General features: G+C 68.9%; 19 protein-coding genes and 1 pseudogene. 13 read left to right on the top strand and 7 right to left on the bottom strand.

What is annotated here, in order from left to right; all coding sequences use genetic code 11:
• Positions 1-249 precede the first annotated feature (249 nt).
• On the top strand, positions 250-1842 hold the full coding sequence (locus tag ABIC35_RS05580; protein WP_183049495.1) for a long-chain fatty acid--CoA ligase: 1593 nt from the start codon (positions 250-252) through the stop codon (positions 1840-1842).
• A gap of 169 nt (positions 1843-2011) precedes the next feature.
• Here the strand turns inward: ABIC35_RS05580 and ABIC35_RS05575 are convergent, their stop codons facing one another.
• Positions 2012-4624 carry a M1 family metallopeptidase gene (locus tag ABIC35_RS05575; RefSeq protein WP_121077393.1) on the bottom strand — a complete coding sequence of 871 codons (2613 nt, stop codon included), beginning with the start codon at positions 4622-4624 and terminating at the stop codon, positions 2012-2014.
• Between the two features lie 140 nt (positions 4625-4764).
• Here ABIC35_RS05575 and ABIC35_RS05570 point away from each other — a divergent pair, with 140 nt between their 5' ends.
• Together ABIC35_RS05570 and ABIC35_RS05565 are read left to right on the top strand one after the other, a co-directional pair.
• Positions 4765-5988: an SGNH/GDSL hydrolase family protein gene (locus ABIC35_RS05570; RefSeq protein WP_121077391.1), complete on the top strand. Its 1224-nt coding sequence runs from the start codon at positions 4765-4767 to the stop codon at positions 5986-5988.
• A gap of 70 nt (positions 5989-6058) precedes the next feature.
• Positions 6059-6397: pseudogene (locus ABIC35_RS05565) on the top strand (DUF3470 domain-containing protein); the annotation flags it as partial.
• Between the two features lie 132 nt (positions 6398-6529).
• Here ABIC35_RS05565 and ABIC35_RS05560 read toward each other — a convergent pair.
• A complete protein-coding gene (locus ABIC35_RS05560; RefSeq protein WP_121077387.1) occupies positions 6530-7600 on the bottom strand; it encodes a PA0069 family radical SAM protein in 1071 nt (356 codons plus the stop codon).
• A 56-nt stretch (positions 7601-7656) separates the two neighbouring features.
• Here ABIC35_RS05560 and ABIC35_RS05555 point away from each other — a divergent pair, with 56 nt between their 5' ends.
• Entirely contained in the window at positions 7657-7992 is a 336-nt protein-coding gene (locus ABIC35_RS05555; RefSeq protein ID WP_121079414.1) for a VOC family protein, read from the top strand.
• Between the two features lie 122 nt (positions 7993-8114).
• Here ABIC35_RS05555 and moaB read toward each other — a convergent pair whose 3' ends face one another.
• From moaB to ABIC35_RS05540, 3 genes are read right to left on the bottom strand one after another with little or no spacing between them, the layout of a single operon-like run.
• A complete protein-coding gene (moaB, locus tag ABIC35_RS05550) occupies positions 8115-8642 on the bottom strand; it encodes a molybdenum cofactor biosynthesis protein B (protein ID WP_084583426.1) in 528 nt (175 codons plus the stop codon).
• Entirely contained in the window at positions 8632-10545 is a 1914-nt protein-coding gene (locus tag ABIC35_RS05545; RefSeq protein ID WP_121077385.1) for a transglycosylase SLT domain-containing protein, read from the bottom strand. Before ABIC35_RS05545 ends, moaB begins: the two co-directional genes overlap by 11 nt.
• Entirely contained in the window at positions 10542-11264 is a 723-nt protein-coding gene (locus tag ABIC35_RS05540) for a uracil-DNA glycosylase family protein (protein ID WP_121077383.1), read from the bottom strand. Before ABIC35_RS05540 ends, ABIC35_RS05545 begins: the two co-directional genes overlap by 4 nt.
• Positions 11265-11395: 131 nt before the next feature.
• On the opposite strand from ABIC35_RS05540, the gene ABIC35_RS05535 reads away from it, so the two are divergent.
• The 9 genes from ABIC35_RS05535 to ABIC35_RS05495 all read left to right on the top strand — a co-directional run bounded on the left by ABIC35_RS05535 (position 11396) and on the right by ABIC35_RS05495 (position 21725).
• Entirely contained in the window at positions 11396-13048 is a 1653-nt protein-coding gene (locus ABIC35_RS05535) for an electron transfer flavoprotein-ubiquinone oxidoreductase (protein WP_121077382.1), read from the top strand.
• On the top strand, positions 13023-14606 hold the full coding sequence (locus tag ABIC35_RS05530; RefSeq protein ID WP_354278337.1) for a tetratricopeptide repeat protein: 1584 nt from the start codon (positions 13023-13025) through the stop codon (positions 14604-14606). Before ABIC35_RS05535 ends, ABIC35_RS05530 begins: the two co-directional genes overlap by 26 nt.
• Positions 14607-14626: 20 nt before the next feature.
• Positions 14627-15463 (top strand): 4-(cytidine 5'-diphospho)-2-C-methyl-D-erythritol kinase, encoded by an 837-nt coding sequence (locus ABIC35_RS05525; RefSeq protein WP_121077380.1) that lies wholly within the window; start codon positions 14627-14629, stop codon positions 15461-15463.
• 160 nt (positions 15464-15623) lie between these two features.
• Positions 15624-16358 (top strand): enoyl-CoA hydratase/isomerase family protein, encoded by a 735-nt coding sequence (locus tag ABIC35_RS05520; RefSeq protein WP_121079410.1) that lies wholly within the window; start codon positions 15624-15626, stop codon positions 16356-16358.
• Positions 16355-17086, top strand: coding sequence for an N-formylglutamate amidohydrolase (locus ABIC35_RS05515; RefSeq protein WP_121077378.1), 732 nt, complete (start codon positions 16355-16357; stop codon positions 17084-17086). Before ABIC35_RS05520 ends, ABIC35_RS05515 begins: the two co-directional genes overlap by 4 nt.
• Positions 17087-17097: 11 nt before the next feature.
• Positions 17098-18819, top strand: a complete 1722-nt coding sequence (gene ilvD, locus ABIC35_RS05510; protein ID WP_121079408.1) for a dihydroxy-acid dehydratase — start codon at positions 17098-17100, stop codon at positions 18817-18819.
• Complete coding sequence (locus tag ABIC35_RS05505) at positions 18800-19138, top strand: hypothetical protein (protein ID WP_354278336.1); 339 nt, start codon at positions 18800-18802, stop codon at positions 19136-19138. Before ilvD ends, ABIC35_RS05505 begins: the two co-directional genes overlap by 20 nt.
• Positions 19135-20538, top strand: a complete 1404-nt coding sequence (locus ABIC35_RS05500; protein ID WP_121077374.1) for an NAD(P)H-hydrate dehydratase — start codon at positions 19135-19137, stop codon at positions 20536-20538. Before ABIC35_RS05505 ends, ABIC35_RS05500 begins: the two co-directional genes overlap by 4 nt.
• Positions 20535-21725, top strand: coding sequence for a class I SAM-dependent RNA methyltransferase (locus ABIC35_RS05495; RefSeq protein WP_183049494.1), 1191 nt, complete (start codon positions 20535-20537; stop codon positions 21723-21725). The genes ABIC35_RS05500 and ABIC35_RS05495 overlap by 4 nt, the downstream gene beginning before the upstream one ends.
• Here ABIC35_RS05495 and truA read toward each other — a convergent pair.
• The gene (gene truA / locus ABIC35_RS05490) at positions 21715-22461 is read right to left on the bottom strand and encodes a tRNA pseudouridine(38-40) synthase TruA (protein WP_121077370.1); all 747 of its coding nucleotides are present in this window, start codon (positions 22459-22461) and stop codon (positions 21715-21717) included. The two genes, ABIC35_RS05495 and truA, sit on opposite strands and share 11 nt — an antisense overlap.
• Entirely contained in the window at positions 22458-23360 is a 903-nt protein-coding gene (gene fmt / locus ABIC35_RS05485; RefSeq protein WP_121077368.1) for a methionyl-tRNA formyltransferase, read from the bottom strand. Before fmt ends, truA begins: the two co-directional genes overlap by 4 nt.
• Between the last annotated feature and the right edge of the window lie 37 nt (positions 23361-23397).

The raw sequence follows: 23397 nt of genomic DNA, 5'->3' as shown, positions 1-23397 counted from the left end.
GGTCCCCCTCCCCCGGAGCAAGCTCCGGTGGAGGAAACACTGTCACCCATGCAGCCAAGCGTCTCCTCCACCGCGAAGCGGGGGAGGGGGACCGCGCCGCGCCAGCGGCGTGGTGGAGGGGGCGCCCCGGCCTATCGACGAGCCGGTATGCCCCACGCGCCCAGCAACAGGATGTAACGTCGGCCCCTCTCGACTCCCGCGCTTGAAGGCGTATCCTGCCCCCAAAACAGCCACGCAATGGAGAGGCATATGCTGGGCGGCATGCAGGATTTCGAGCTTCGGGTATCCACGCTGATCGACCACGCGGCACGGGAACACGGCCCCCGCGAGATCGTCACGCGCTGGGCAGACGGCAGCGAAACGCGCACGACCTGGGCCGGGATCGCGCACGATGCGCGGCGAATGGCGCAGGCGCTGGAGCGGCTCGGCATCCGGAAGGGCGACCGGGTCGCGACGCTGGCGATGAACCACAGTCGCCACCTTGTCGCCTGGTATGGCGCGACGGGCATGGGGGCGCTGATCCACACGATCAACCCGCGGCTGTTCGACGACCAGCTCGCCTTTATCGGCAACCATGCCGACGACCGGGTGCTGCTCTACGACCGGATGTTCGCGCCCGTGGTCGAGCGGCTGAAGCCGCACTGGACGACGATCGAGCACTATATCTGCTTCGACGACCTCGGCCCCGACGGCTTCGAGGCGTGGATCGGCGCCGAAGACGGCGACTATGCCTGGGTGCAGGGCGACGAGCGCGAGCCGATGATGCTCTGCTACACCAGTGGCACCACGGGCAATCCCAAGGGCGTGGTCTATACCCACCGCTCCACCGTGATCCACGCGCTCACCGAGCTGCAGCCCGCCGAGTTCGACCTTTCCACCCAGTCCGTCGCGATGCCGATCGTGCCGATGTTCCACGCGGTCGGCTGGGGCTTGCCCTGGGCGGCGCCGGCGGTGGGCGCGAAGATGGTGTTCTCGGCGGTCAACGACCCCAAGATCCTCTGCGAGCTGATGAACCGCGAGAAGGTGACGCACTCGGCCGGCGTGCCGACGGTGTGGTTCGCGATGTTCCAGCATATCGACGCGACCGGCGAGACGCCCAAGCATCTCAAGATCGTCACCATCGGCGGCTCGGCGGCGCCGCGCGCGATGATCGAGCGGCTGATGAAGATGGGCATGCGGGTGAACCATGCCTGGGGCATGACCGAGACCAGCCCGATCGGAACCATGGGCGCGCCCTCGCCCGACTGGGACGCGCTCAGCTTCGAGGCGCAGGTCGACCAGGTCAGCAAGCAGGGCAAGGTGCCCTACGGCGTCGAGCTGCGCACCGTCGACGACGAGGGCAGGGTGCTGCCCCGCGACGGCAAGAGCTCGGGCCGGCTGCAGGTGCGCGGGCCCTGGGTGATCGGGCAATATTATCGCGAGGAAAAACCCGCGGTCGACGCCGACAACTGGTTCGACACCGGCGACGTCGCGGTGCTCCACCCGGACGGGGTGATGCAGATCACCGATCGGGCCAAGGACGTGATCAAGTCCGGCGGCGAGTGGATCAGCTCGGTCGAGCTGGAGAATTGCGCGGTGGGCTGCGCGGGCGTTGCCGAGGCGGCGGCGATCGGGGTGCACCATCCGCGCTGGGAGGAACGGCCGATCCTTCTCGTCGTGCGCAAGCCGGAGAGCAGCGTGAGCGAGGCGGAGATCCTCGCGCATCTGGGGGCGCATGTCGCCAAATGGTGGCTGCCCGACGAGATCCACTTCGTCGACAGCCTGCCGCATACGGCGACCGGCAAGCTGCTCAAGATGGAGATTCGCCAGCGCTACAAGGATTATTCGCTCAAGGCGGCGTGAGGGGGCAGCGGTATGGTGCCGCCACGCTCTCGGATGTCATCCCGGCGAAAGCCGGGATCCATTCGCCTCTCGATCACAGCAGGCGCCGATACGTAGACCTTAATGGCTTCCGGCTTCCGCCGGAATGACGGTGCGGAGGCGGAGCCGGCCGGCCCCGCCCCCATCGCACTTACTTCCCTGCGACGATCGCCGCGCTCACTTCGCCTGCCTTGGCGTCGCGGAAGCGGGCGCAGGTGCGGATCGTCTCGATCGCGCGATCGAGATTGAGCGTGCTGCCCTTGGTGGTCGGCCGCAGCTTGGCGTCGACCGCATCGGCCTGCGCGTTCGAGCACAGCGCCCCGAACATCTGCGCCGCCCGGCCCGAGAACACCCCGCCGCCGCCGCCATTCTTCACGAACTCGTCGAAATGCGCGATCATGAAGTCGCTGGCGAGGTCGCGGGTGTAGGGCGACTTGAGGAACGCCGCGACGGTGAACAGCCGCTTGCGGGCATCGACGCGTGGATCCTGGAAGTCGTTGAGGAACCAGCGGGCGATGTCCGGATTGTTCGATGCCGTCACCCCCTGTCCCAGCGCCTCGAACAGCGCCGGCTTGCCGACGCTCTGTGTCAGAAGCTGCTGGGCAAAGGGCACGCCACGTTCGTTGAGCGCGATCCCCGCCGCGACGCCGCGCCACGCCGGATCGAGTGCCTTGTCGTCACCCGCCACGAACGCATCGAACGCGGTCATCAGCTTGGTGCGGATCGCCGCGTCGTGTCCGGTGACAGCCACCAGGCTCACGAGGTCCTTGCGCAGCTCGCGCTGGTCGGCCTCTTCCTTGGCATAGGCACCAGTCGCCGGATCGAAGCCGATCTTGGTCAGCATCGGGCCGTACAGCTCGACGAACAGCTTCCGATAGGCGGGCAGCGCCGCGGTGTTGACGAGGCCCCGCTTCTCCAGGTCGCGCAGGGCATGTGCGTTCTCGAAGACGATCTTGTTCGAGGGGTGCGTCGCGGTGGCGCGGGTGAGCGCGATGGTGCGGGTCACCGGGCTGCGGCCGGCATAGAAGCTGGCCCAGGCGCTGTCGTCGATGGCGAGCACCTCGGCGGCGGGCAGGCTGGGGGTGGCGGCGATCAGCGCATCCCAATCGGCCGGATCCAGCTCGAAGCGATAATAGCCCCAGCCGCCGGCATTGGGCACCAGCGCGCCGCTGCCCTTTGCGGAGACGGTCATGCTCGGCTTGTCGAGCAGCGTGCAATTCTTGGTCTCGCCCTGACGGAGGCAGAGCGGGACGATCCACTGCTCTGCGGGCAGGTTGGCGCCGAAGAAGCCGTAGCGCGACTGGGTGGCGGTCAGCGTACCGCCCTCGCGGTGCAGGGTGACCAAAGGCACGCCCTGCTGGTCGACGAAGCTCTTCAGCGAGGCGAGCACGCGCGGATCATGCGCGGCGTCGGCGAGCGAGGCGAAGAACTGGTCGGTGCTGGCATTGCCATAGGCGTGACGCTTCATGTGCAGCCGCACGCCCTCGCGGAACGCCTCATCGCCCATATAGGCGGCGATCATGGCGACGACCTGGCCGCCCTTGCCATAGGTGATCTGGTCGAACGCCGCGTCGATGTCGCCGTCGTTCGGGATCGGCTGGTGGATCGGGCGGCCGGCGGCGAGCGCATCGAGATCCATCGCGTCGAAGCCTTCCTCGATCGCGTTGAGCTCGATCTGCAGGCCCGGGCGCCATTCATTGCCGATGCGATAGCCCATCCAGTTGGCGAAGCTCTCATTCAGCCAGATATCGTCCCACCATGCCGGCGTGACGAGGTCGCCGAACCACTGGTGCGCGAGTTCATGCGCGACGACCATGCCGAACGCCTGCTTGCGCTCGCTCGAGGCCTTCTCGTCGAGGAAGATGATGCCATCGCCATAGATGTCGGCGCCGGCATTCTCCATCGCGCCCGGCATGATCGGTGAGCCGATCTGGTCGAGCTTGGGGAAGGGGAAGGGCTGGCCGAAATAATTCTCGAGCAGCGAGACGATCTTGCCCGATTCGTCGCGCGCAAAGGCGAGCTGGCCGGCATTGGGCTTGGTGCCGACGACGCCCAGCGGCATCGGGGTGCTGCGCTGCGGGGTCGGGGGTATCATCGTCGCGGCGGTGGCGAACGGGCCGGTGACCAGCGCGACCAGATAGGTTGGCAGCGGCTTCGTCGGCGCGAACTGGTGGCGGACCAGCGCGCCTGCCTTGCGGCTGCTCGCCTCGGGCGCGTTGCTGACCGCGGTGAAGCCGGGCTTGGTGGTGATCGAGACGGTGAAGGGCGACTTGTAGCCGGGCTGGTCGAACGACGGGAAGGCGGCGCGCGCCTCGATCGATTCGAACTGGGTCCAGCTGTACCAGGCGTCGTCGACCTTCACATGGTAGAGCCCCTGGGTGCCGGTGCCGAAGGCGGCGTCATAGTCGAACACCAGCGTCACGCGACCGGCAGGCAGCGTCTTGCCGAAGTCGAGCTCGGCAAGGCCGGTGGCGCTCTTCTGGGTGAAGGTGGCGGTGACCGACTTGCCACCGCTGCGCGCGATCGCCTTCGCGACGTGCAGGTCGCGGCCGTGCATCCAGATCGTCCGCGCGGGGCTCTTCAGGTCGATGTCGATCTCGGTATGGCCGTTGAAGCGGTCCTTCTCTGGCAGGATGGTGAAATCGAGCCGATAGGCGACCGGCGTTGCAGCATCGGGCAGCTTGCCGGTGGGCTGGGCGGGGGTCTGGGCGAGGGCGGCGACGGGCAGCAGCAGTGCGGAGGAAGCGAAGAGAAGCGCGCGCATCGAGGTTCCTTGGTCGAAGAAGGCAACTGCTTAGGTCTGCCGCTGCATTGCCGCAATAGCACAGCGGTACGCCGGAACGGCTTGCCCTGTCTCCGTTCCGGACTATGGTACCGCTATCAACGCGTTAACGGAGAGGGTGTATGGCGAAGATGCTGCGCTGGGTCGCGGTGGGGCTGCTTGCGGCGGCAACCGCGCAGGCCGCACCGGGCGATCGCTGGACGACCGCCTGGTGGACCTCGCAGCTTTCGCTCGACTCGCAGAATGCCTTGCCCGCCGCCGACCTCACCGACGCGACGCTGCGCCAGATCGTCCGGCTCCAGGGCCCGGCGACACGGCTGCGGGTGCGCTTCACCAACCGCTTCGGCACCGCCCCGCTGACCATCGACGGCGCGACCATCGCGCGGGCGACGGATACGGCGAGTCCGCGGATCGACCCCGCCACACTGCGCCCCCTGCGCTTCGGCGGCGCGACAGCGGTGACGATTCCCGCGGGTGCCGATTACTGGAGCGACCCAGTCGACGTGAAGGACGCGGGCGGCACCGATCTCGCCATCTCGCTGTACGTCGCCAACCCGCCAGCGCAGCAGACTGGGCACCCCGGCTCGCGTGCGACCTCTTATATCGTCCACGGCAACCACGGCGCCGACCCCGACCTGACGGGTGCCAAGACGGTCGACCACTGGTTCCAGATCGCCGGCATCGAGGCGGTGGCGCCCAAGGCGCGGGCGATCGTGGCGTTCGGGGACTCGATCACCGACGGGTACGGCGTGAAGCCCAATACCAATGCCCGCTGGACCGACGCGCTCCAGCGCCGGCTGCGGGCCGCGCCGGGGATGGGCGAGGTCGCGGTGCTCAATGCGGGCATCGGCGGCAACCGGCTGCTCAACGACGGGCTGGGCCCGAACGCGCTGGCGCGGTTCGACCATGACGTGATCGGCCAGCCGGGCGTCACCCATCTGATCGTGCTGGAAGGCGTCAACGATCTCGGCACGCTGACCCGCGAGGCGCCCGTTCCGGCGGCGGCGCATAGCGCGCTGGTCGTGCGGATGATCGACGCCTATCGCCAGATCGTCACCCGCGCCCATGCGCGCGGCATCAAGGCAATCGGCGCGACGATCATGCCTTATGCGGGCTCGGGCTATTATCATCCCGATGCGCAGAACGAGGCCGACCGCCAGGCGGTCAACCACTGGATCCGCACACCCGGCAATTTCGACGCAGTGATCGATTTCGACGCTGCGATGCGCGATCCGGCGGACCCCAAGCGGCTGCGCAAGGACTATGACAGCGGCGACGGGCTGCATCCGTCGGTCGCGGGCTATGCCGCTATGGCGCAGGCGGTGCCGCTGGGGGTGCTGCGATAGGCCGGGGGTGCTTGCTGAACCTGCTTGGCTTGGTGCACCCTCCCTGTTCTAGGGCACGAACGGGGGCGACATGACGGGAGTGATCACGGACGCGTGCATCAAGTGCAAGCACATGGATTGCGTGGAAGTCTGCCCTGTCGACGCCTTTTACGAAGGCGAAGCCATGCTGGTAATCAATCCGCATGAGTGCGTGGATTGCGGCTGTTGTATCGAGGCTTGTCCGGTCGACGCGATAGTGTTCGATACGGAACCGCGGGCCGCGCCTTGGCTGGAACTCAACGCCACCTATTCCGAGATCTGGCCCAACGTTACGGTCAAGGCCGGCCAGACGCCAGTGGATGCGGCAGCCTTCCACCACGTCTCCGACAAATATCCGCGCTATTTTTCGGCCAATCCCGGTCCGGGCGATCCGGCTGATCGTGTTGCCGCACTGCGCGCTGCATGCGGCCATTGTCGCCGCGAAACACTACTGAACCGCTGGCGAAAGGCAGTCCTGCGCTTGTTCGGCTCCAAGAGCTGAGATGTCTCTGCCGCTCCGTCGCTAGAACAGCTCCCCCTGCGGCCCGGCGGGCGGGCGGAACAGGTCGGTGCGGAGCCGCATCCGCTCGCCGTCCAGCCCGTAGCGCTTCACCGCGCGGGTGAAGCGGGTGCGGAGCAGCTCGGCCCAAGGCCCCTGGCCGCGCATGCGGGTGAAGAAGCCGGGATCATTGTCCTTGCCGCCGCGGATCGACTGGATCGTCGACATCACCTTGGCGGCGCGACCGGGGAAGTGGGTGTCGAGCCAGGCGCGGAACAGCGGCGCGACTTCCCAGGGCAGTCGCACCGGCAGGAAGAAGGCGCCGCGCGCGCCCGCCTCCGCCGCGCGTTCGAGGATATGCTCCATCTCGTGATCGGTGACGTGCGGGATCACCGGCGACATCGAGACGAAGACGGGGACCCCGGCATCGGTAAGCGTGCGGATCGCCGCCAGCCGCCGCTCGGGATGCGGCGCGCGCGGCTCCACCGTCATCGCGATCTTCGGGTCCAGCGAGGTGATCGACAGCATCACCGCCGCCAGCCCCTGCGCCGCCATGGGGGCGAGCAGGTCGAGGTCCTTCACCACGCGGTTGGACTTGGTGGTGATCGTCACCGGATGGCGGCATTCGGCGAGCAGTTCCAGGCAGCCACGGGTGATCCGCCAGGTCGATTCGATTGGCTGATAGGGATCGGTGTTGGTGCCGAACGCGATCGGCTTGCAGACATAGCCGCGCTTGCCGAGCTCGGCGCGGAGCAGGTCGGGCGCGGTCGGCTTGACGAACAGCCGGCTCTCGAAGTCGAGGCCTGGGGAGAGGTCCAGATAGGCATGGCTCGGGCGTGCGAAACAGTAGATGCAGCCATGCTCGCAGCCGCGATAGGGGTTTACCGATTGCTCGAAGCTGATGTCGGGCGACTGGTTGCGGCTGATGATCGTGCGGGGGGTCTCCACTGTCACCGTGGTGCGGAGCGGCGGCGGCGCGCCGTCGATGACCTCCTGCGCGTCGAGCCAGTCGCCGTCCGCCTCGCGGGCAGGGAGGTTGAAGCGCGCGCTCGCGTCGTTGAACGTGGCGCCGCGGACGGGGCGACTCTTTGCCATTGCGCGATGCTAGGCCGAGCGCTAGAACGAAGCAAGAACATTGAGGGGAATGGATGATGGCGCGACTGAACTATCTCGAACTGCCTGCGGAGGACGTGGGCGCGCTCAAGGGTTTTTATGGCGCGGTGTTCGACTGGCAGTTTACCGATTTCGGGTCGAGTTACGCGGCGACGATGATCGGGGATACCGATGTCGGGATCGACGGCGATGCGCAGGGGCGCACGCAGCTGCTGCCGGTGATCGCGGTCGACGATCTCGAGGCGACGCTAGCGGCGGTGGAAACCGCGGGCGGTGTGGTGACGGTGCCGATCTTCAGCTTTCCCGGTGGGCGGCGGTTCCACTTCCGCGATCCGCAGGGGCATGAGCTGGCGGCGTGGGTGATGGAGGGGTGAGCTGCTTAGTGCCCCTGCGAAAGCAGGGGCCCAGGGTAGGAGAGGACGTCGCTCGTGGCCCTGGGCCCCTGCTTTCGCAGGGGCACGGCAAGGAAAGGGGCACGACGAAAGTAGAAACCCCCTTACCGCTCCTGCAGCCGCCCCATCAGCTCGACGAAGTTGCAGGGCTTGTGGCGGATGTCGAGCTGGGTGGCGAGAATGCCGTCCCAGGCGTCGGTGACCGCGCCGGTCGAGCCCGGCAGCGCGAAAATATAGGTGCCGCGGGCGACCCCGGCGGTGGCGCGGGACTGGATCGTCGAAGTGCCGATCTTGGCATAGCTCAGCCAGCGGAACAGCTCGCCGAAGCCGGGAATTTCTTTGTCCCAGACCCGCGCCAGCGCTTCGGGCGTCACGTCGCGGCCGGTCACCCCGGTGCCGCCGGTGGCGAGGATCACCTCGACGCCGGGTGCAGCGATCCACGCCTCGAACTGCGCCGCGATCGCATCGACATCGTCGCGCAGGATCGCGCGGTCGCTGAGCAGATGCCCTGCCTCGGTCAGTCGCTCGACCAGCCGGTCGCCCGAGCGATCCTCGGCTAGCGTGCGGGTGTCGGAAACGGTGAGGACGGCGATGCGGACGGGGCGGAAGGCGATGCTCTCGTCAATTGCCACGCGCGACCTCGCTCGGCAGCTTGGCGGCGCTGATCGTCACCGCGGCACCCGTGGCGGGCAGCTGGAACTGCTGCTGGATCGGCGCGGGCTCCACCGGCTGTGGCGCCGGGAAGGTCAGCGCGGGCGCGCGGTGGGTCTTGAGCTTGACCGCTTTGGCGCCGGCCATGCCGGGGAAGCGCGGCCACATCCCGCCCGCCAGCGCAACGCGGCTCGGCGAGGGCTTGCCGTCGTGCAGCTCGTACATCCAATAGTTGCGCAGGACCGTGATGACATAGCCGCGCGTCTCCCAGTACGGGATGCTCTCGATATAGAGCAGCGGATCGCCGCCGTCGCGCGAGGCCTGGTTCCAGGCGTCCACCGGGCTGGGGCCGGCATTATAGGCCGCGATCACCTTGGGGAGCAGACCCTGGGTCTGCGGCATGTCGCGCAACTGCTCGAGATAGGACTGGCCGATCTCCATGTTGACCGACGGCTTGGTGAGGTCGCTCGCCGCATAGGTCACGCCGCGCCTACGGCCCACGTCGATCGCCGCACCCGTCTTCACCTGCATGAGGCCCATCGCACCCGCGGCGCTGCGCACCTCGGTGCGGAAGTTCGACTCCTGCAGCGTGTGCGCGAAGACCAGCGAGCGGTCGACGCGCCAGCCGCCATCGGGGGACCAGTTCGGCACCGGATAGCGCGCTTCGACGATCGGCTTGGCGCCGGCTGGGCCATTGTGCGCGAGCCAGATCTCGGTTTGGGGCAGGCTCAGCTCGGCGGCGAGGCGGGTGAGGGCGCCGTGATCGTCGGGCGTGCAGAACTTGGCCTGATGGCGCAGAACCTGGTCGGCCAGCGACGTCTCGCCGATTTCGGCCAGCGCGGCGGCGACGCGGACGTTGGGGCGGCGCTCGAGCGCGGCCCAGTCCTTGCTGACCATCCGGTCGCCTTCGAGCCGCTGTTCCTCGAGGCCGAGGCTGGAGCGGGCGAGCAGACCATAGAAGGTCTCGCCATATTGGCTGGCGGCGCGCAGCTTGGCGGCGACGCGATCGGGGCGGCCGCACGCCATTTCGGCGCGCGAGCCCCAGAACAGGCCCGCGGCGCGCAATTCGGTATCGCCGGCGCGGGTGGCGACGCGCTCGAACGCGGCGGTGGCGCCGGCGCAATCCTGCTGGCGCCAAGCGGCGAGGCCATCGGCCCAGTCGGCCTGCGCGGCCCATTCGCCCAGGCCCTGCTCGGCCTTGGCGGCCATGCGGCGGGCATTGGCGTCGTCACCGGCGACATAATAGATCCAGGCGACCTTCTGCTGCCACTCGGTCAGCGCCTCGGGCGTCAGATCGTTGGCGAAGCGCGCGACCACGGCTTCGGCGGCAGGGCCGTTGTCGGTCTTCACATAGGGCGCCATCAGGATCGCGACTTCGGTTGCCGCATTGTCGCTGCGGACCGAGCGGGCGCGCTTGCGGATCGGCGCGCCGTCGAACCAGATCAGCCGCTGGGCGACCGGCAGCATCGGCAGGTCGCTGACGCCGCGCGTCTTTGCAAGGCGGACGAGCTGTTCGGCCTGGGGCAGCTCCGGCGCTTCGGTGATCAGCGCGACCAGCTGGTCGGCCTCGACGCGGGGGCTGCCCTTAGCGGTGTAGAGCTGGGCGCGGGCGATCGCGTGGAGCGGCCCTGGCTTCATCGAATCGAGCTTGATTTGCGCGTCCGCCCAGCGGCCGTTGCGGATGGCGTCGAAGACGAAGCGGTAATCGGCGCGCTGGTCGGCATCGAGCTGGGGCGGGATGCCGTCGCCCTTGTGCTTGGCGGCGGGAGTAGGGGCGTCCTCGTCGATGACCGCGGGGCTGGTGTCGTCGGGCAACGCGGCCAGGGCCGGCGTGGCGATCGGCGCCGCCATCAGCGTGGCGGCAAGCAGGATGCGCAAGGTCAAAGGCTCGGTCCCCGGCTCAGCAGCAACAGATGTTTCCAGGTTTCGCTCTTGGCGGCCGGCCGCTCGATCAGCGAGCGCGGATGGTAGGTCGCCACCACCTGGGTATTGGCCTCGTAGCGGTTAACGTCGTGCGAACGAAGTTCCGGCGGCCAGGCATCCGCCCCGAGAACCGCACGAGTCGCCGCATGGCCGAGCAGGAGGAGCTTCGTCGGCCGCACGAACGACAGGAAATGAGTGGCAAGCTCGACCAGCTTCGGCGCCGCATCGGCGGGCACCTGGCCGATGGCGGGGCGGGCGAAGCAGAGCGGCACCAGCTGCACCGAGTCGCGCGACAGGCCCACAGCGGCCAGCATCCGGTCGAGCAGCGCGCCGGCGGGGCCGCTCCACAGCGTGTCGCTGTCCTCGGGCTCGGGCATGTCGACGAAAATCGTCCAGGCCGGATTTTCGACGATCGCGGGGGCGATCAGCGGGCTGTGCCATCCGGCCTCGGGGGCCGTTTCGCCGACGCGCCAGGCGAGGAAGTCGGGCACGGTCTGCGGGAGCGCGGGCGCCGGCGCCGCTACGGCAGGCTCGGGCTGTGGTTCGCTTCGGAGCGGCGCGGGCTTGGCGAACCAATCGCGCACTTCGTCTTCCACGAGCACGTCGACCCCGGCAGAATCCCACCATTCGAGCGCGCTTGCGAGCGACTTGTGCCAGCTATTGTCTGGTTCTGCCCCCATACCCATTCTTTGAATCCCAGTTGACGGCGAGGTCAATCTGGCTTCATCGCCGGATAGACGGAACGTTGCGCGGGCGCGACGACAGGTGGCCGCGAGGGCCGTGTTAGTACGAAGGACTTAGGGGAACAAGGATGAGCGAACGGGAGTCGATGCCCTATGACGTCGTGATCGTCGGCGCGGGGCCTGCCGGTCTTTCCGCGGCGATCCGGCTCAAGCAGCTGGCGAACGAGGCCGGGGCCGAGCTTTCGGTGTGCGTGCTCGAGAAGGGCTCCGAGGTCGGCGCGCACATCCTCTCTGGCGCAGTGGTCGATCCCAAGTCGCTCGACGAGCTGCTGCCGAACTGGCGCGACGATGGCTGCCCGCTGGCGCGCACGCCGGTGACCGAGAACCATCACTGGGTGCTGAGCGAGAAGGGCAAGTCGGCCTATCCGGAGTTCCTGACGCCGCCCTATCTGCACAACAAGGGCACCTATACCGGCAGCCTCGGCAATCTGTGCCGCTGGATGGCGGAGAAGGCCGGCGAGCTAGGCGTGGAGATCTTCCCCGGCTTCGCCGCCGCCGAGGTGCTCTACAACGACGACGGCAGCGTGAAGGGCGTCGCCACCGGCGACATGGGCGTCGCCAAGGACGGCGAGCACAAGCCGGACTATCAGCCCGGGCTCGAGATCCACGCAAAATACACCTTCCTCTCCGAAGGTTGCCGCGGGCACCTCTCCAAGCAGATGATCCGCCAGTTCGATCTCGATGCCGAGAGCCAGCCGCAGGTCTACGGCATCGGCATCAAGGAGCTGTGGGACATCGATCCCGCCAAGCACGTGCCGGGTCGGGTGATCCACACCCAGGGCTGGCCGCTGACCGACGGCAGCAATGGCGGCGGGTTCATCTACCACCAGGCCGACGGCCAGGTCGCGATCGGCTTCGTCGTGTGGCTGGGGTACAAGAATCCATGGCTCTCGCCCTTCCAGGAGATGCAGCGTTGGAAGACGCATCCGGAGATCGCCGAACTGCTCAAGGGCGCCAAGCGCGTCTCCTATGGCGCCCGCGCCATCTCCGATGGCGGCTGGCAGTCGGTGCCCAAGCTGGTGGCACCCGGTCTCGCGCTGATCGGCGACTCCGCCGGCTTCCTCAACGTGCCGCGGATCAAGGGTACGCATACCGCGATGAAGAGCGGGATGATGGCGGCCGAAGCGGCCTTCGCCGCGATCCAGGCGGGCCGCACCAGCGACGAACTGACCGCCTATCCGGAAGCCTATGAAGCGAGCTGGGTCTACAAGGAGCTGCGCGGCGTGCGAAACGTGGCGCCGCTCGTCAAGAAGTTCGGCGACACTTGGGGCACCTTGCTCGCCGGTGCCGCGATGTGGAGCGAGCATCTGGGTCTCCGCTGGCCGCTGACGATGAAGCACAAGCCCGATAACGAGGGCCTGCTCCGTGCCGACCAGGCGCCGAAGATCGACTACCCCAAGCCCGACGGCGTGCTGACCTTCGACCGGCTCTCCTCGGTGTTCGTCTCGAACACCAACCATGAGGAGGACCAGCCGGTCCATCTGACGCTGAAGGACAAGGATATTCCGATCGGCTACAATCTCCCGATGTACGCCGAGCCTGCGCAGCGTTATTGTCCGGCCGGTGTGTATGAGGTCGTAGGGGAAGGCGATGATCTGCGGTTCCAGATCAACGCGCAGAATTGCGTGCACTGCAAGACCTGCGACATCAAGGATCCCACCCAAAACATTAACTGGGTGGTGCCAGAAGGCGGTGGTGGCCCCAATTATCCGAACATGTAGCCTTGGTCTCGCGCTGCTGCTGGCGGCCCCGGCGGCGGCGCAGACCGCGGACCTGACCGACTATGTCCGCGCCCGTGCCGCCGATGCGGCGGGCGCGGCGGGGGTTGCCGCGCAGGGCTATGGCCGTGCGCTGGCGGCGACGCCCGACGATCCGGTGATCGCGCTGCGCGCCTATCGCCAGGCGCTGATGGTGGGCGACATGGCGCTCGCCACCCGCGCCGCGGCGGTGATGGAAAAGGCGGGCGTAGCGCCGCCAGACACGGCGCTGGTCGACATGGCGGTGGCGCTCGCCGCGGGCAACCAGCCGGGCGCCGCCGATGCGGTCAAGCGGCTCAAGGGCACCCCGTTCGACTTCCTGATGCCGATCTTCACCGCCTGGCTTGCCCAGGCGCGCGGGCTAGACGGCGTCGCGGTGATCGACAGCCTCGACCTGGGCGCGCTTGGCCGCCGCTATGCCGCCCCGCAGCGCGCGCTGATGCTGCTCGCACAGGGCAAGGATGATTCCGCCGCAATGGAGTCGATGGCGACGCTGGCTGGCGGCGACGCAGATACCCGTATCGATCTCGCCACGGTGCGCGGCCGCGACGGCGGGCGATTCCTGCTCGGCGGCGGCGGTCCGGAACTGGAGGCCGTGCTGCAGTCGCTCCGCGCGCCGCAGCCGGTGACGATTACCTACGGCCTCTCGAGCATGTTCCGCGCGATGGCGAGCGACCTGGGCGGCGACCGGATGGCGACGCTGACCATCGTGCTCGCCCGCTGCGCGCTGATCCTCGATCCCGGTGAAATCCGCGCGCGCATCGTGCTCGCCGATGCGATCAACGGTGCGGGTGCCCCGGATCTCGCGCTGCAGACGCTGGCAGCGATCCCCAAGGACAGCCCGTTCGCGCGCCGCGCCGCCGGCGTTCGGGTCGCGGTGCTGCGCGATGCCGGCCGTGCCGATGCCGCGCTCGCCGATGCCAGGGCGCTCGCCGAGGACCGCGGCGCGACCCCGCTGGAGGTTGAGCGCTATGCCCAACTGCTCACCGATACTGGTCGCCACGACGCGGCGGCGCGGCTCTATGCCGAGGCTTTGCGGCGCGGGGGGGAAGGCAGTGCGGACCTCCATCTCGATTATGGGCTGGCGCTCGAAAAGGCGGGGCGCTGGGACCAGGCGCTGCCGGAACTCCGCAAGGCGGCCGAGCTCGCACCGAACCGTGCCGAGATGCTGCGGACGCTGGGCGTCGCGCTGATCAATCATGGCGGCGACGGTGCCGAGGCGCTGCGGCTGCTCGAACGCGCGCGCAAGATCGCGCCCGAGGATGCCGAAGTCGCCGATGCGCTCGGCTGGGCCTATGTCCGGCAGGGCGAGGTTGCGCGCGGCGCGGCATTGCTCGAAACGGCGACGCGCAGCGATCCGGCGGGCAGCACTGCCAACGAGCATCTCGGCGATGCCTATTGGCGGCTCGGCCGGCAGTTCGAGGCCCGCTATGCCTGGCGGGCGGCAGCGATCCATGCGGCGCCTGCCGATGCCGAGCGGATCGCCCGCAAGCTGCGAGAGGGGCTGACGGCCGCCTCCTGATCGCGCTAGGGGCGGCGGCGATGCAAGATCCTCGCACCGTCTCCGAGCCCGCGCGCGCCAAGCTCAACCTCGCGCTCCACGTTCGCCATCGCCGCCCCGACGGCTATCACGAACTGGAGACGCTGTTCGCGTTCGTCGAGCATGGCGACACCGTACAGGCGACGCCCGCGGAGACCGACAGCTTCACGCTGACCGGCCCGTTCGCGGCCGTGCTGGCAGGCGAGGGGGACAATCTCGTCACCCGCGCGGCCGCGCGGTTCCGCGAGGCGTTCGGCGGCGGCGCGCATGCGATCGAACTGGAGAAACACCTGCCGGTAGCCTCGGGCATCGGCGGCGGATCGGCGGACGCGGCGGCGACGCTGCGGGCGCTGGCTGCGCTCCACGGCGTGGACCTCGTGGACCCGAAGCTGTTCGCGATTGCCGATGCGCTCGGCTCCGACGTGCCCGCCTGCCTGCTCGGCCGCACCGCGCTGGGCCGGGGACGGGGCGAGCAGTTGGACCCGCTAGAGGGGCTGACAGGCACGCCGACCTTGCTGGTCAACCCCGGCGTAGGGGTCTCGACGGCGGCGGTGTTCAAGGGCTGGGACGGGGTGGATCGCGGGCCGATCGGTGCCGGCGACCTGCTCGCCGTAGCACAGGCGGGGCGCAACGACCTGGAACCGCCGGCGCGTGCCATCGCGCCTGCGATCGATGCCGTGCTGGCGACGCTCGCCGCGCAGCCGGGCGTGTTGCTCGCGCGCATGTCGGGCTCGGGCGCGACCTGCTTCGCGCTGTTCGAGTCCGACGCTGCCCGGGGTGCCGCGGCGGCAGCCTTGCAGCGGCCCGAATGGTGGATCGCCGCGACCCGACTTTGCTGAGCCGGTAAGCGAATCTTTACCGTTTTGCGTCAGTCACGTGGACGGCGGATCTGACGCGTTCGCGAACGTCTGCCCTTGGCCCGCGGGTGCGCTTCCCTCTGGGAAGTCCCCCCGCGCGCCATCGCGTGACTTGGCCGCGCGGATCGGGCACAGCCTCCTCATGATCGAAGTTCGTTGGGATGGGCCGATCGCCACGATCGCGCTCGCACGCGGATCGGCGCGCAATGCGGTGCCGATCGCCGGCTGGGAGCAGTTCGCCGCAGCCACCACGGGTCTGGAGGCTGCCCGGGCGGTGATCCTCCGTTCGGACATGCCCGGCATCTTCTCGGCCGGCGCTGACATCGGCGAGTTCCCCCAGCTGCAAACCGATCCGGCCGACCGCACCCGCTTCCGCCGCGCCATGCGCGTCGGGATCGAGGCGCTGGCCGCGCTGCCGATGCCGGTGCTCGTCGCGATCGACGGCGGCTGCTTCGGTGCGGCGGTGGCGCTGACCCTCGCCGCGGACCTTCGCATCGCCGGGGATGATGCGGAGTTCGCCGTGACGCCCGCGCGGCTCGGGCTCGGCTATCCGCGCGAGGATGTCGCTCGGCTGGCGGCGCAAGTCGGGCAGGGGCGGGCGGCCGAGCTGCTCTTCACCGGCGAGGCGATCGACGCCGATGCGGCCGCGCGGATCGGCCTGGTCGAGCGCCGCGCGCCCGATGCCGGTGCTGCGGCCACGGCGCTCGCCCAGCGCATCGCCGAGAACGCGCCCGCCGCCATCCGCCAGCTCAAGCGGGCGCTGCGCAAGCCTGCCGATGCCGATCTCGATGCCGCCTTCGAGGCCGCGTTCGGCGGCGTCGAGCTTGCCGAAGGGCTCGCCGCCTTCCACGCCCGCCGACGCCCGGTGTTCGCATGAGCGTCGCGGAAATCCTGCCCGGCGGCGACGGCCATGTGCTGCTGCTGTGCGACCATGCCTCGAACGCGGTGCCGACCGATATCGATCTCGGCATCGATCCGGCGCTGCTCGACCTGCATATCGGCATCGACATCGGCGCAGCGGATGTGACGCGAGCACTCGCGGCCCGGCTCGACGCCCTGGCCATCCTTGCCACCGTCTCGCGGTTGGTGATCGATCTCCATCGCGAGCCCGACCATATCGGCCTGATCCCTCATCGCAGCGACGGGCACGAGATCCCCGGCAACGAGAGCGCCGATCGTGCCGCCCGCATCGCGCGCTTCCACGCGCCCTATCATCGCGTGCTGCGCGACCAGATCCGCCGCCAGCGGCCCGGCCTGATCCTGTCGATCCACAGCTTCACGCCCTGCCTCGAACATGGCGGCACGCCGCGGCCCTGGGAGATCGGGATCCTCTACAATCGCGATACCCGCGCCGCCCGCCCCGCGGCGGAATGGCTGCGCGCGCAAGGGTGCGTCACCGGCGACAACGAGCCCTATTCGGGGCGGCTGCTCAACGCCACGCTCAACCGCCATGCCGAGTCGCAAGGCATTCCCTCGATTGCCATCGAGATCCGCAACGACTTAATCCGGGGTACCGCGGGCGTTCAGGCATGGGCCGAGCGTCTGCAAAACCTTACGCTTTTTCTGCGCAACACTCTTGCGTCAAAGGGTGTTCCCGCGACATAGGCTTGCGCGCCATGACTAATCGATTCGACAAATCCAAGCTCCCCAGCCGCCACGTCTCCGTGGGGCCCGAGCGCGCGCCGCACCGCAGCTATTACTATGCCATGGGGATTCCCGAAGAGGATATCGCCAAGCCGTTCGTCGCCGTTGCGAGCGCCGGCAACGACAGCGCACCGTGCAACACCACCCTCGATTTCCAGGCCGACGCCGCCCGCCAGGGCGTGATCGCCAATGGCGGCATGCCGCGCCGGTTCAACACCATCACGGTGACCGACGGCATCGCCATGGGCCATCAGGGGATGAAGTCCTCGCTGGTCAGCCGCGAGGTGATCGCCGATTCGGTCGAGCTCAGCGTGCGCGGGCACTGCTATGACGCACTGGTCGCCTTCGCCGGCTGCGACAAGTCGCTGCCGGGCATGATGATGGCGATGCTGCGCCTCAACATCCCGTCGATCTTCGTCTATGGCGGCTCGATCCTGCCGGGCCGGTTCGAGGACCGCGACGTCACCGTGGTCGACGTGTTCGAGGCGGTGGGCAAGTTCGCCGCCGGCAACTGCCCGCTCAAGGACCTGACCGCGCTTGAGAAGGTCGCGTGTCCCGGCCACGGCGCGTGCGGTGGCCAGTTCACCGCCAACACCATGGCCTGTGTCGGCGAAGCGATGGGATTGTCCTTGCCGAACAGCAACATGGTGCCTGCTCCGTACAAGAGCCGCGAAGAAATCGCGATCGCCGCGGGGCATCAGGTGATGAACCTGCTCGAGATGAACCTGCGCCCGCGCGACATTGCCACGCGCGCCGCCTTCATCAATGCTGCGCGCGTCGTGGCGGCGACCGGCGGGTCGACCAACGCCGCGCTCCACCTGCCGGCGATGGCGAACGAAGCAGGCATCGAATTCGGCCTGCACGACGTTGCTGAAGCTTTCAAATCAACGCCTTACATCGCTGACCTGAAGCCGGGTGGGAAGTATGTCGCCAAGGACATGCACGCGGCCGGCGGCGTCTACATGCTGATGAAGACGATGCTGGCCAACGGCCTGCTCGACGGCAGCTGCATGACGGTGACCGGCAAGACGCTGGGCGAGAATATCGACCAGGTCACCTGGAACCCCGACCAGAAGGTGATCTACGACGTAAAGACCCCGATCACTCCCACCGGCGGCGTCGTCGGCCTGCGCGGTTCGCTCGCGCCGGAGGGGGCAATCGTGAAGGTTGCGGGCATGCATCGGCTCCAGTTCACCGGCCCGGCGCGGGTGTTCGACTGCGAGGAAGATGCCTTCCAGGCGGTGGAGAACCGCCAGATCAACGAAGGCGAAGTCATCATCATCCGCTATGAAGGGCCGAAGGGCGGTCCGGGCATGCGCGAGATGCTGTCGACCACCGCTGCGCTCTACGGCCTCGGCATGGGCGAGAAGGTCGCGCTGATCACCGACGGCCGCTTCTCGGGCGGCACGCGCGGCTTCTGCATCGGCCATGTCGGTCCAGAAGCGGCCGAGGGCGGCCCGATCGCGCTGGTCGAGGATGGCGACACGATCCGCATCGACGCCGAAGCGGGCACGATCGATCTCGACGTCGCTGAGGACGTGCTGGCCGAGCGCCGCGCCCGCTGGCAGCCGCGGGTGAACGACTATCAGTCGGGCGCGCTCTACCGCTATTCGCAGAATGTCGGCCCGGCCTATCAGGGCGCGGTGACGCACCCCGGCGCCAAGGCCGAGCGCCATGTCTACGCGGACATCTAGTCTCGCGCTGACCTTGCTTGTGGCGGGCTGCGGTGCCGATCCGGCGTCGCAGCCCGCTGCACAAGCGGGGGAGACGGTCGCCTGCGCGCCGATCGGCGAGACGCTGCTGCCGGTGTGCACCGCCGAGCGCGACGGTACGGTGCTGATCCTGCACCACCCGGATGGCGGTTTCCGGCGGTTGCAGATCCAAGGCAACGTGATCACCGCGGCGGACGGTGCCGAAGTGGCGACCGTGACTCGCTCTGCGAACGCCACCGAGGTGACGATCGGCGGGATGCGCTATCGTCTTGCAGCCAAGGGCGCTACAGCGGGCCAATGATCCCGCCCGGCGCTCCCATCCTCACTGCCGACGCAATGCGAGCCGCCGAGGAGGCGGTCTTCGCGCGCGGCGTCTCCCAAGACGAACTGATGGAGCGCGCCGGCGCCGCGGTAGCCCGCGAGGCCGTGCGCTTCGCGATGGGTCGGCCGGTGCTGGTGCTTGCAGGGCCCGGGAACAACGGTGGCGATGCCTATGTCGTCGCACGATATTTGCGTCAGGCGGGGCTCGATGTGCTGGTCGCCGCCTCGGGCGCGCCGAAGCCCGGCGCCGCCGAACGGATGCACGCGCGCTGGGATGGGCCTACGACGTCGCTCTATGGCGCGCCGGTGCGGCCGGTGGTGATCGACGGGCTGTTCGGGATCGGTGTCACGCGCCCCTTGGAGCGCAGCATCGCCGCCGTTCTCTCCGAAGTGGTGCGCGGAGCGGAATTCACGCTCGCTATCGACCTGCCCTCGGGGATGGAGACGGACAGTGGCGACGAACTCGGCGCGCCGCGCGGCGTGAACGCCACGATCGCGCTGGGGGCGCTCAAGCCGGCGCATGTGCTCGGCGACGGGCTGTCCCGCTGCGGCCATGTCTTGCTCGCCGATATCGGCATTCCGGTCGACGCGGCCTGGCAGACGGTGGCTCGGCCGCGGCTGGAGACGCCGGGCCCGCAGAGCCATAAATATAGCCGCGGACTGGTCGCGGTGGTGGAAGGTGCGATGCCCGGCGCCGGCCGGCTCGCCGCGCGCGCGGCGATGGCGAGCGGGGCAGGCTATGTCATGCTCGCCGGGCCGGAGCCGGCTGGTCCGGCACCCGATGCGCTGGTCCGTCGGACGATCGACGATGCGGATGATCTCGCGGACTTCCTCGCCAGCGATCGGATCGACGCCATCGTGCTGGGGCCTGGTCTGGGCCGAGATCGCCGGGCTGAAGCATTCTTGCGGGCAGGACTCGCTGCCGACAAGCCGATGGTGGTCGACGGCGATGCGCTGAGCCTGCTCGGTACCAACGCTGCCACGACGCTGGCCACCCGCGAGGCCCCGGTGTGGATCACACCCCATGGCGGCGAGTTCGACCGGATGTTCGGGGGCGAGGGCAGCAAGATCGATCGCACCATTGAGGCCGCGGCGTCGAGCGGGGCGACGGTCGTTCACAAGGGCGGCGACACCGTGATCGCGGGCCCGGACGGCAGCGTGCGGGTGCTCGCGGGGGCATCGCCCTGGCTTTCCACTGCAGGCACCGGGGATGTGCTCGCAGGCGTGCTGGGTGCGCAGATCGCGCAGGGCGGGAGCGGGGTGGATCCGGCCGCGGCGGCCGTGTGGCTGCACGGACGCGCGGCGCAGCTTGCAGGCCCCGCCTTTTTCGCCGATCAGCTCGTCGCTCAACTGGCGGAAGCGTGTTCGGAATGTCTGTGAGCGAAGTGGAAGTGGTGCGCGTCGCCGCGCGGGGCGATGGGGTGACCAGCGACGGCCGGCATGTCCCGCTCACCGCGCCCGGCGACTGGGTCGGAGGTGACGGCGCGGTTCGCTTCGGCCCGCACCACCAAACGCCGCCCTGCCGCCATTTTCCGAGCTGCGGCGGCTGCCAGCTCCAGCATCTCGACGACGACGCGTGGAGCCACTTCCTCGCCGAGCGCGTGCGCACCGCGCTCGCGGCGCAGGGGCTGAAGGCGGATATTCGCACGCCCTTGCTGTCGCCGCCGCGCACCCGTCGCCGGGCGACGCTGCATGCCGAGCGGCGGGGCAAGCAGGTGCGGATCGGCTTTACCGAGGCGGGCAGCCACAAGCTGATCGACCTTGCCGAATGCCACGTGCTCGCACCCGAGCTGTTCGCGCTGCTGGCGCCGCTGCGCCGGCTGTTCTCGACCCTGCTGCCCGATGCGCGGCGGGTGAACGTACACCTCGCGATGAGCGATCAGGGCCGCGACGTACTCGTCGAGGGCATCGATCCGGAAGGCCTCGCGGCGGCCGAGGCGATCACCGCCTTCGCGCAGGCCGAGAAGCTCGCGCGGTTCGCCATCGACGAGGGTTTCGGCCCGACTGCGCGGTGGGAGCCCGTACCGGTGACGATCACGCTCGGCGGAGTCGCGGTACCGCTGCCGAGCGGCAGCTTCCTGCAGGCGACGCCCGAGGGCGAGGCGGCGCTGGTCGCCGCGGTACGCGAAATCGTCGGCGAGGCGCAAACGGTCGCGGATCTGTTCGCCGGGCTGGGCACCTTCACCTTCGCGCTGGGGAAGGCGCGAGTCTATGCCGGCGAGGCCGCGCGCGATGCCATCCTGTCACTCAAGACGGCAGCGGGCGCGGCGGGACGCCAAGTGTTCGGCGATCACCGCGACCTGTTCCGGCGCCCGGTTACCACCGCGGAGCTCGACCGGTTCGATGCCGTGGTGCTCGATCCGCCGCGCGCCGGCGCGCGTGAGCAGGTGGGTGAGCTAGCAGGCTCAAAGGCGCCGGTGCTGGCCTATGTTTCGTGCAATCCCAGCACCTTCGCGCGAGATGCCGAGATTTTGTGCAAAGGTGGCTATCGCCTAGAATGGGTGCAGCCGGTGGGGCAATTCCGCTGGTCCACCCATGTCGAGCTTGCAGCGAAGTTCACGCGCTAGGATAGTCTGCGCGCAGGAAAAAAAGGCCGTCGGGGGGGGCGTTCAGCCCCAGGGTGGTACGATCGCGCGCTTCCAGCACGTCGCGCACGTCCTCGGGCGCCCATTTGCCCTGACCGACCAGCGACAGGCAGCCGACCATCGACCGAACCTGGTGGTGGAGGAACGAGCGCGCCGAGGCGAAAACGCTGATCCGCTCGCCGTCCTGCACCACGTCCAGCCGATCGAGCGTGCGCACTGGGCTCTCCGCCTGGCAGTGCGCCGAGCGGAAGGTGGTGAAGTCGTGGCGGCCGACCAGATGGTCGGCGGCGGCCTGCATGGCGGCCCCGTCCAGCGGCCCGGACAGGCGCCAGGCAAGCCCTTTTTCCCAGGTCAACGGCGCACGACGGGTTACGATGCGATACTCATAATGGCGGCTAAGGCACGAGAAACGCGCGTGCCAATCTTCTGAAACTTCCTCGCAGGCTAGGATCGCGACCGGGTGCGGGCGGATCCGGGCGTTGAGAGCCTCCATCAGCCGGAAGGGGGCAAGGGGCTTGGCGATGTCGACATGCGCGCGCATGCCCAGCCCGTGCACACCCGCATCGGTGCGGCCGGCGGCATGGACGACCACGTCCTCGCCGGTCACCGCATAGGCGGCGTCCTCGATCGCCTGCTGCACGCTCGGGCCGTGATCCTGGCGCTGCCAGCCCATGAAGGGGCGGCCGTCGAACTCCACCGTCAGGGCGAAGCGGGTCAAAGCTGCGTGCCTGCGGGGATGGGCAAGCCGCGCAGCAGCTCGCCGACGGTCATCACCCCGCGCCCGGCGCGCTGAATCGAGGTCGGCCGGATCGCGCCTTCGCCGCAATGGATCAGCAGGTCTTCGCCCACGGTCCCCGCAGGACCGCTGACGTCGACCAGATCGGCGGCGTGGATACGGAAGCGCTCGCCGTTCCACTCGAAGAACGCCCCCGGTGCCGGGTTGAACGCCCGCACCGCGCGCTCGACCTCGACCGCGCTGCGGGTGAAGTCTAGGCGGGCCTCGGCCTTGTCGATCTTGGCGGCGTAGGTGATGCCGTCCTCGGGCTGCGGGATCGCCGGATAGGCATCGAAGTCCGCCAGCACCTCCACCATCAGCCGCGCACCCAGCGCGCTCAGCTCGGCGCGCAGATCGCCCGCCGTCTTGCCGTCGATCGGTGTGCGGCCCTCCATCCGCACCGGGCCTGTGTCGAGCCCGGCTTCCATCTGCATGATGCCGACGCCGGTCTCCGCATCGCCGGCGAGGATCGCCCGCTCGATCGGCGCCGCGCCGCGCCAGCGGGGGAGCAGCGAGCCATGGACGTTGAGGCACCCTAGCCGCGGCGCTGCCAACACCGCCTTGGGCAGGATCAGGCCATAGGCCGCGACCACCGCAACATCCGTCCCGAGCGCCGCCAGCGCTGCCTGCTCGTCCGCGCCCTTGAGGCTGAGCGGCGTCCGCACCTCGATCCCCAGCGCCTCGGCGCGGGCATGAACCGGGGAGGGGGTCAGCACCTTGCCGCGCCGGCCGCCGGGGCGGGGCGGCTGGCTATAGGCGGCGGCGATGTCGTGCCCGGCTTCGACCAGGGCATCGAGTACCGGCACGGCGAAATCGGGGGTTCCCATGAAGAGGATGCGCATGCTTTCCCTCAACCGCTTGGCAGGCGCGCATGCAAGC

The sequence above is a fragment of the Sphingomonas trueperi genome, from assembly GCF_040545965.1.
Taxonomy (GTDB): Bacteria; Pseudomonadota; Alphaproteobacteria; order Sphingomonadales; family Sphingomonadaceae; genus Sphingomonas; species Sphingomonas trueperi_C.
The sequence above is the reverse complement of the archived record's forward strand: the minus strand, read 5'-3'. Positions and strand labels throughout refer to the sequence as shown.

Coding starts and splice junctions, on each gene's coding strand:
- ABIC35_RS05580 (WP_183049495.1), top strand. CDS start 250: ATGCTGGGCGGCATGCAGGATTTCGAGCTTCGGGTATCCACGCTGATC.
- ABIC35_RS05575 (WP_121077393.1), bottom strand. CDS start 4,624: ATGCGCGCGCTTCTCTTCGCTTCCTCCGCACTGCTGCTGCCCGTCGCC.
- ABIC35_RS05570 (WP_121077391.1), top strand. CDS start 4,765: ATGGCGAAGATGCTGCGCTGGGTCGCGGTGGGGCTGCTTGCGGCGGCA.
- ABIC35_RS05560 (WP_121077387.1), bottom strand. CDS start 7,600: ATGGCAAAGAGTCGCCCCGTCCGCGGCGCCACGTTCAACGACGCGAGC.
- ABIC35_RS05555 (WP_121079414.1), top strand. CDS start 7,657: ATGGCGCGACTGAACTATCTCGAACTGCCTGCGGAGGACGTGGGCGCG.
- ABIC35_RS05540 (WP_121077383.1), bottom strand. CDS start 11,264: ATGGGGGCAGAACCAGACAATAGCTGGCACAAGTCGCTCGCAAGCGCG.
- ABIC35_RS05535 (WP_121077382.1), top strand. CDS start 11,396: ATGAGCGAACGGGAGTCGATGCCCTATGACGTCGTGATCGTCGGCGCG.
- ABIC35_RS05525 (WP_121077380.1), top strand. CDS start 14,627: ATGCAAGATCCTCGCACCGTCTCCGAGCCCGCGCGCGCCAAGCTCAAC.
- ABIC35_RS05520 (WP_121079410.1), top strand. CDS start 15,624: ATGATCGAAGTTCGTTGGGATGGGCCGATCGCCACGATCGCGCTCGCA.
- ABIC35_RS05515 (WP_121077378.1), top strand. CDS start 16,355: ATGAGCGTCGCGGAAATCCTGCCCGGCGGCGACGGCCATGTGCTGCTG.
- ilvD (WP_121079408.1), top strand. CDS start 17,098: ATGACTAATCGATTCGACAAATCCAAGCTCCCCAGCCGCCACGTCTCC.
- ABIC35_RS05505 (WP_354278336.1), top strand. CDS start 18,800: ATGTCTACGCGGACATCTAGTCTCGCGCTGACCTTGCTTGTGGCGGGC.
- ABIC35_RS05500 (WP_121077374.1), top strand. CDS start 19,135: ATGATCCCGCCCGGCGCTCCCATCCTCACTGCCGACGCAATGCGAGCC.
- fmt (WP_121077368.1), bottom strand. CDS start 23,360: ATGCGCATCCTCTTCATGGGAACCCCCGATTTCGCCGTGCCGGTACTC.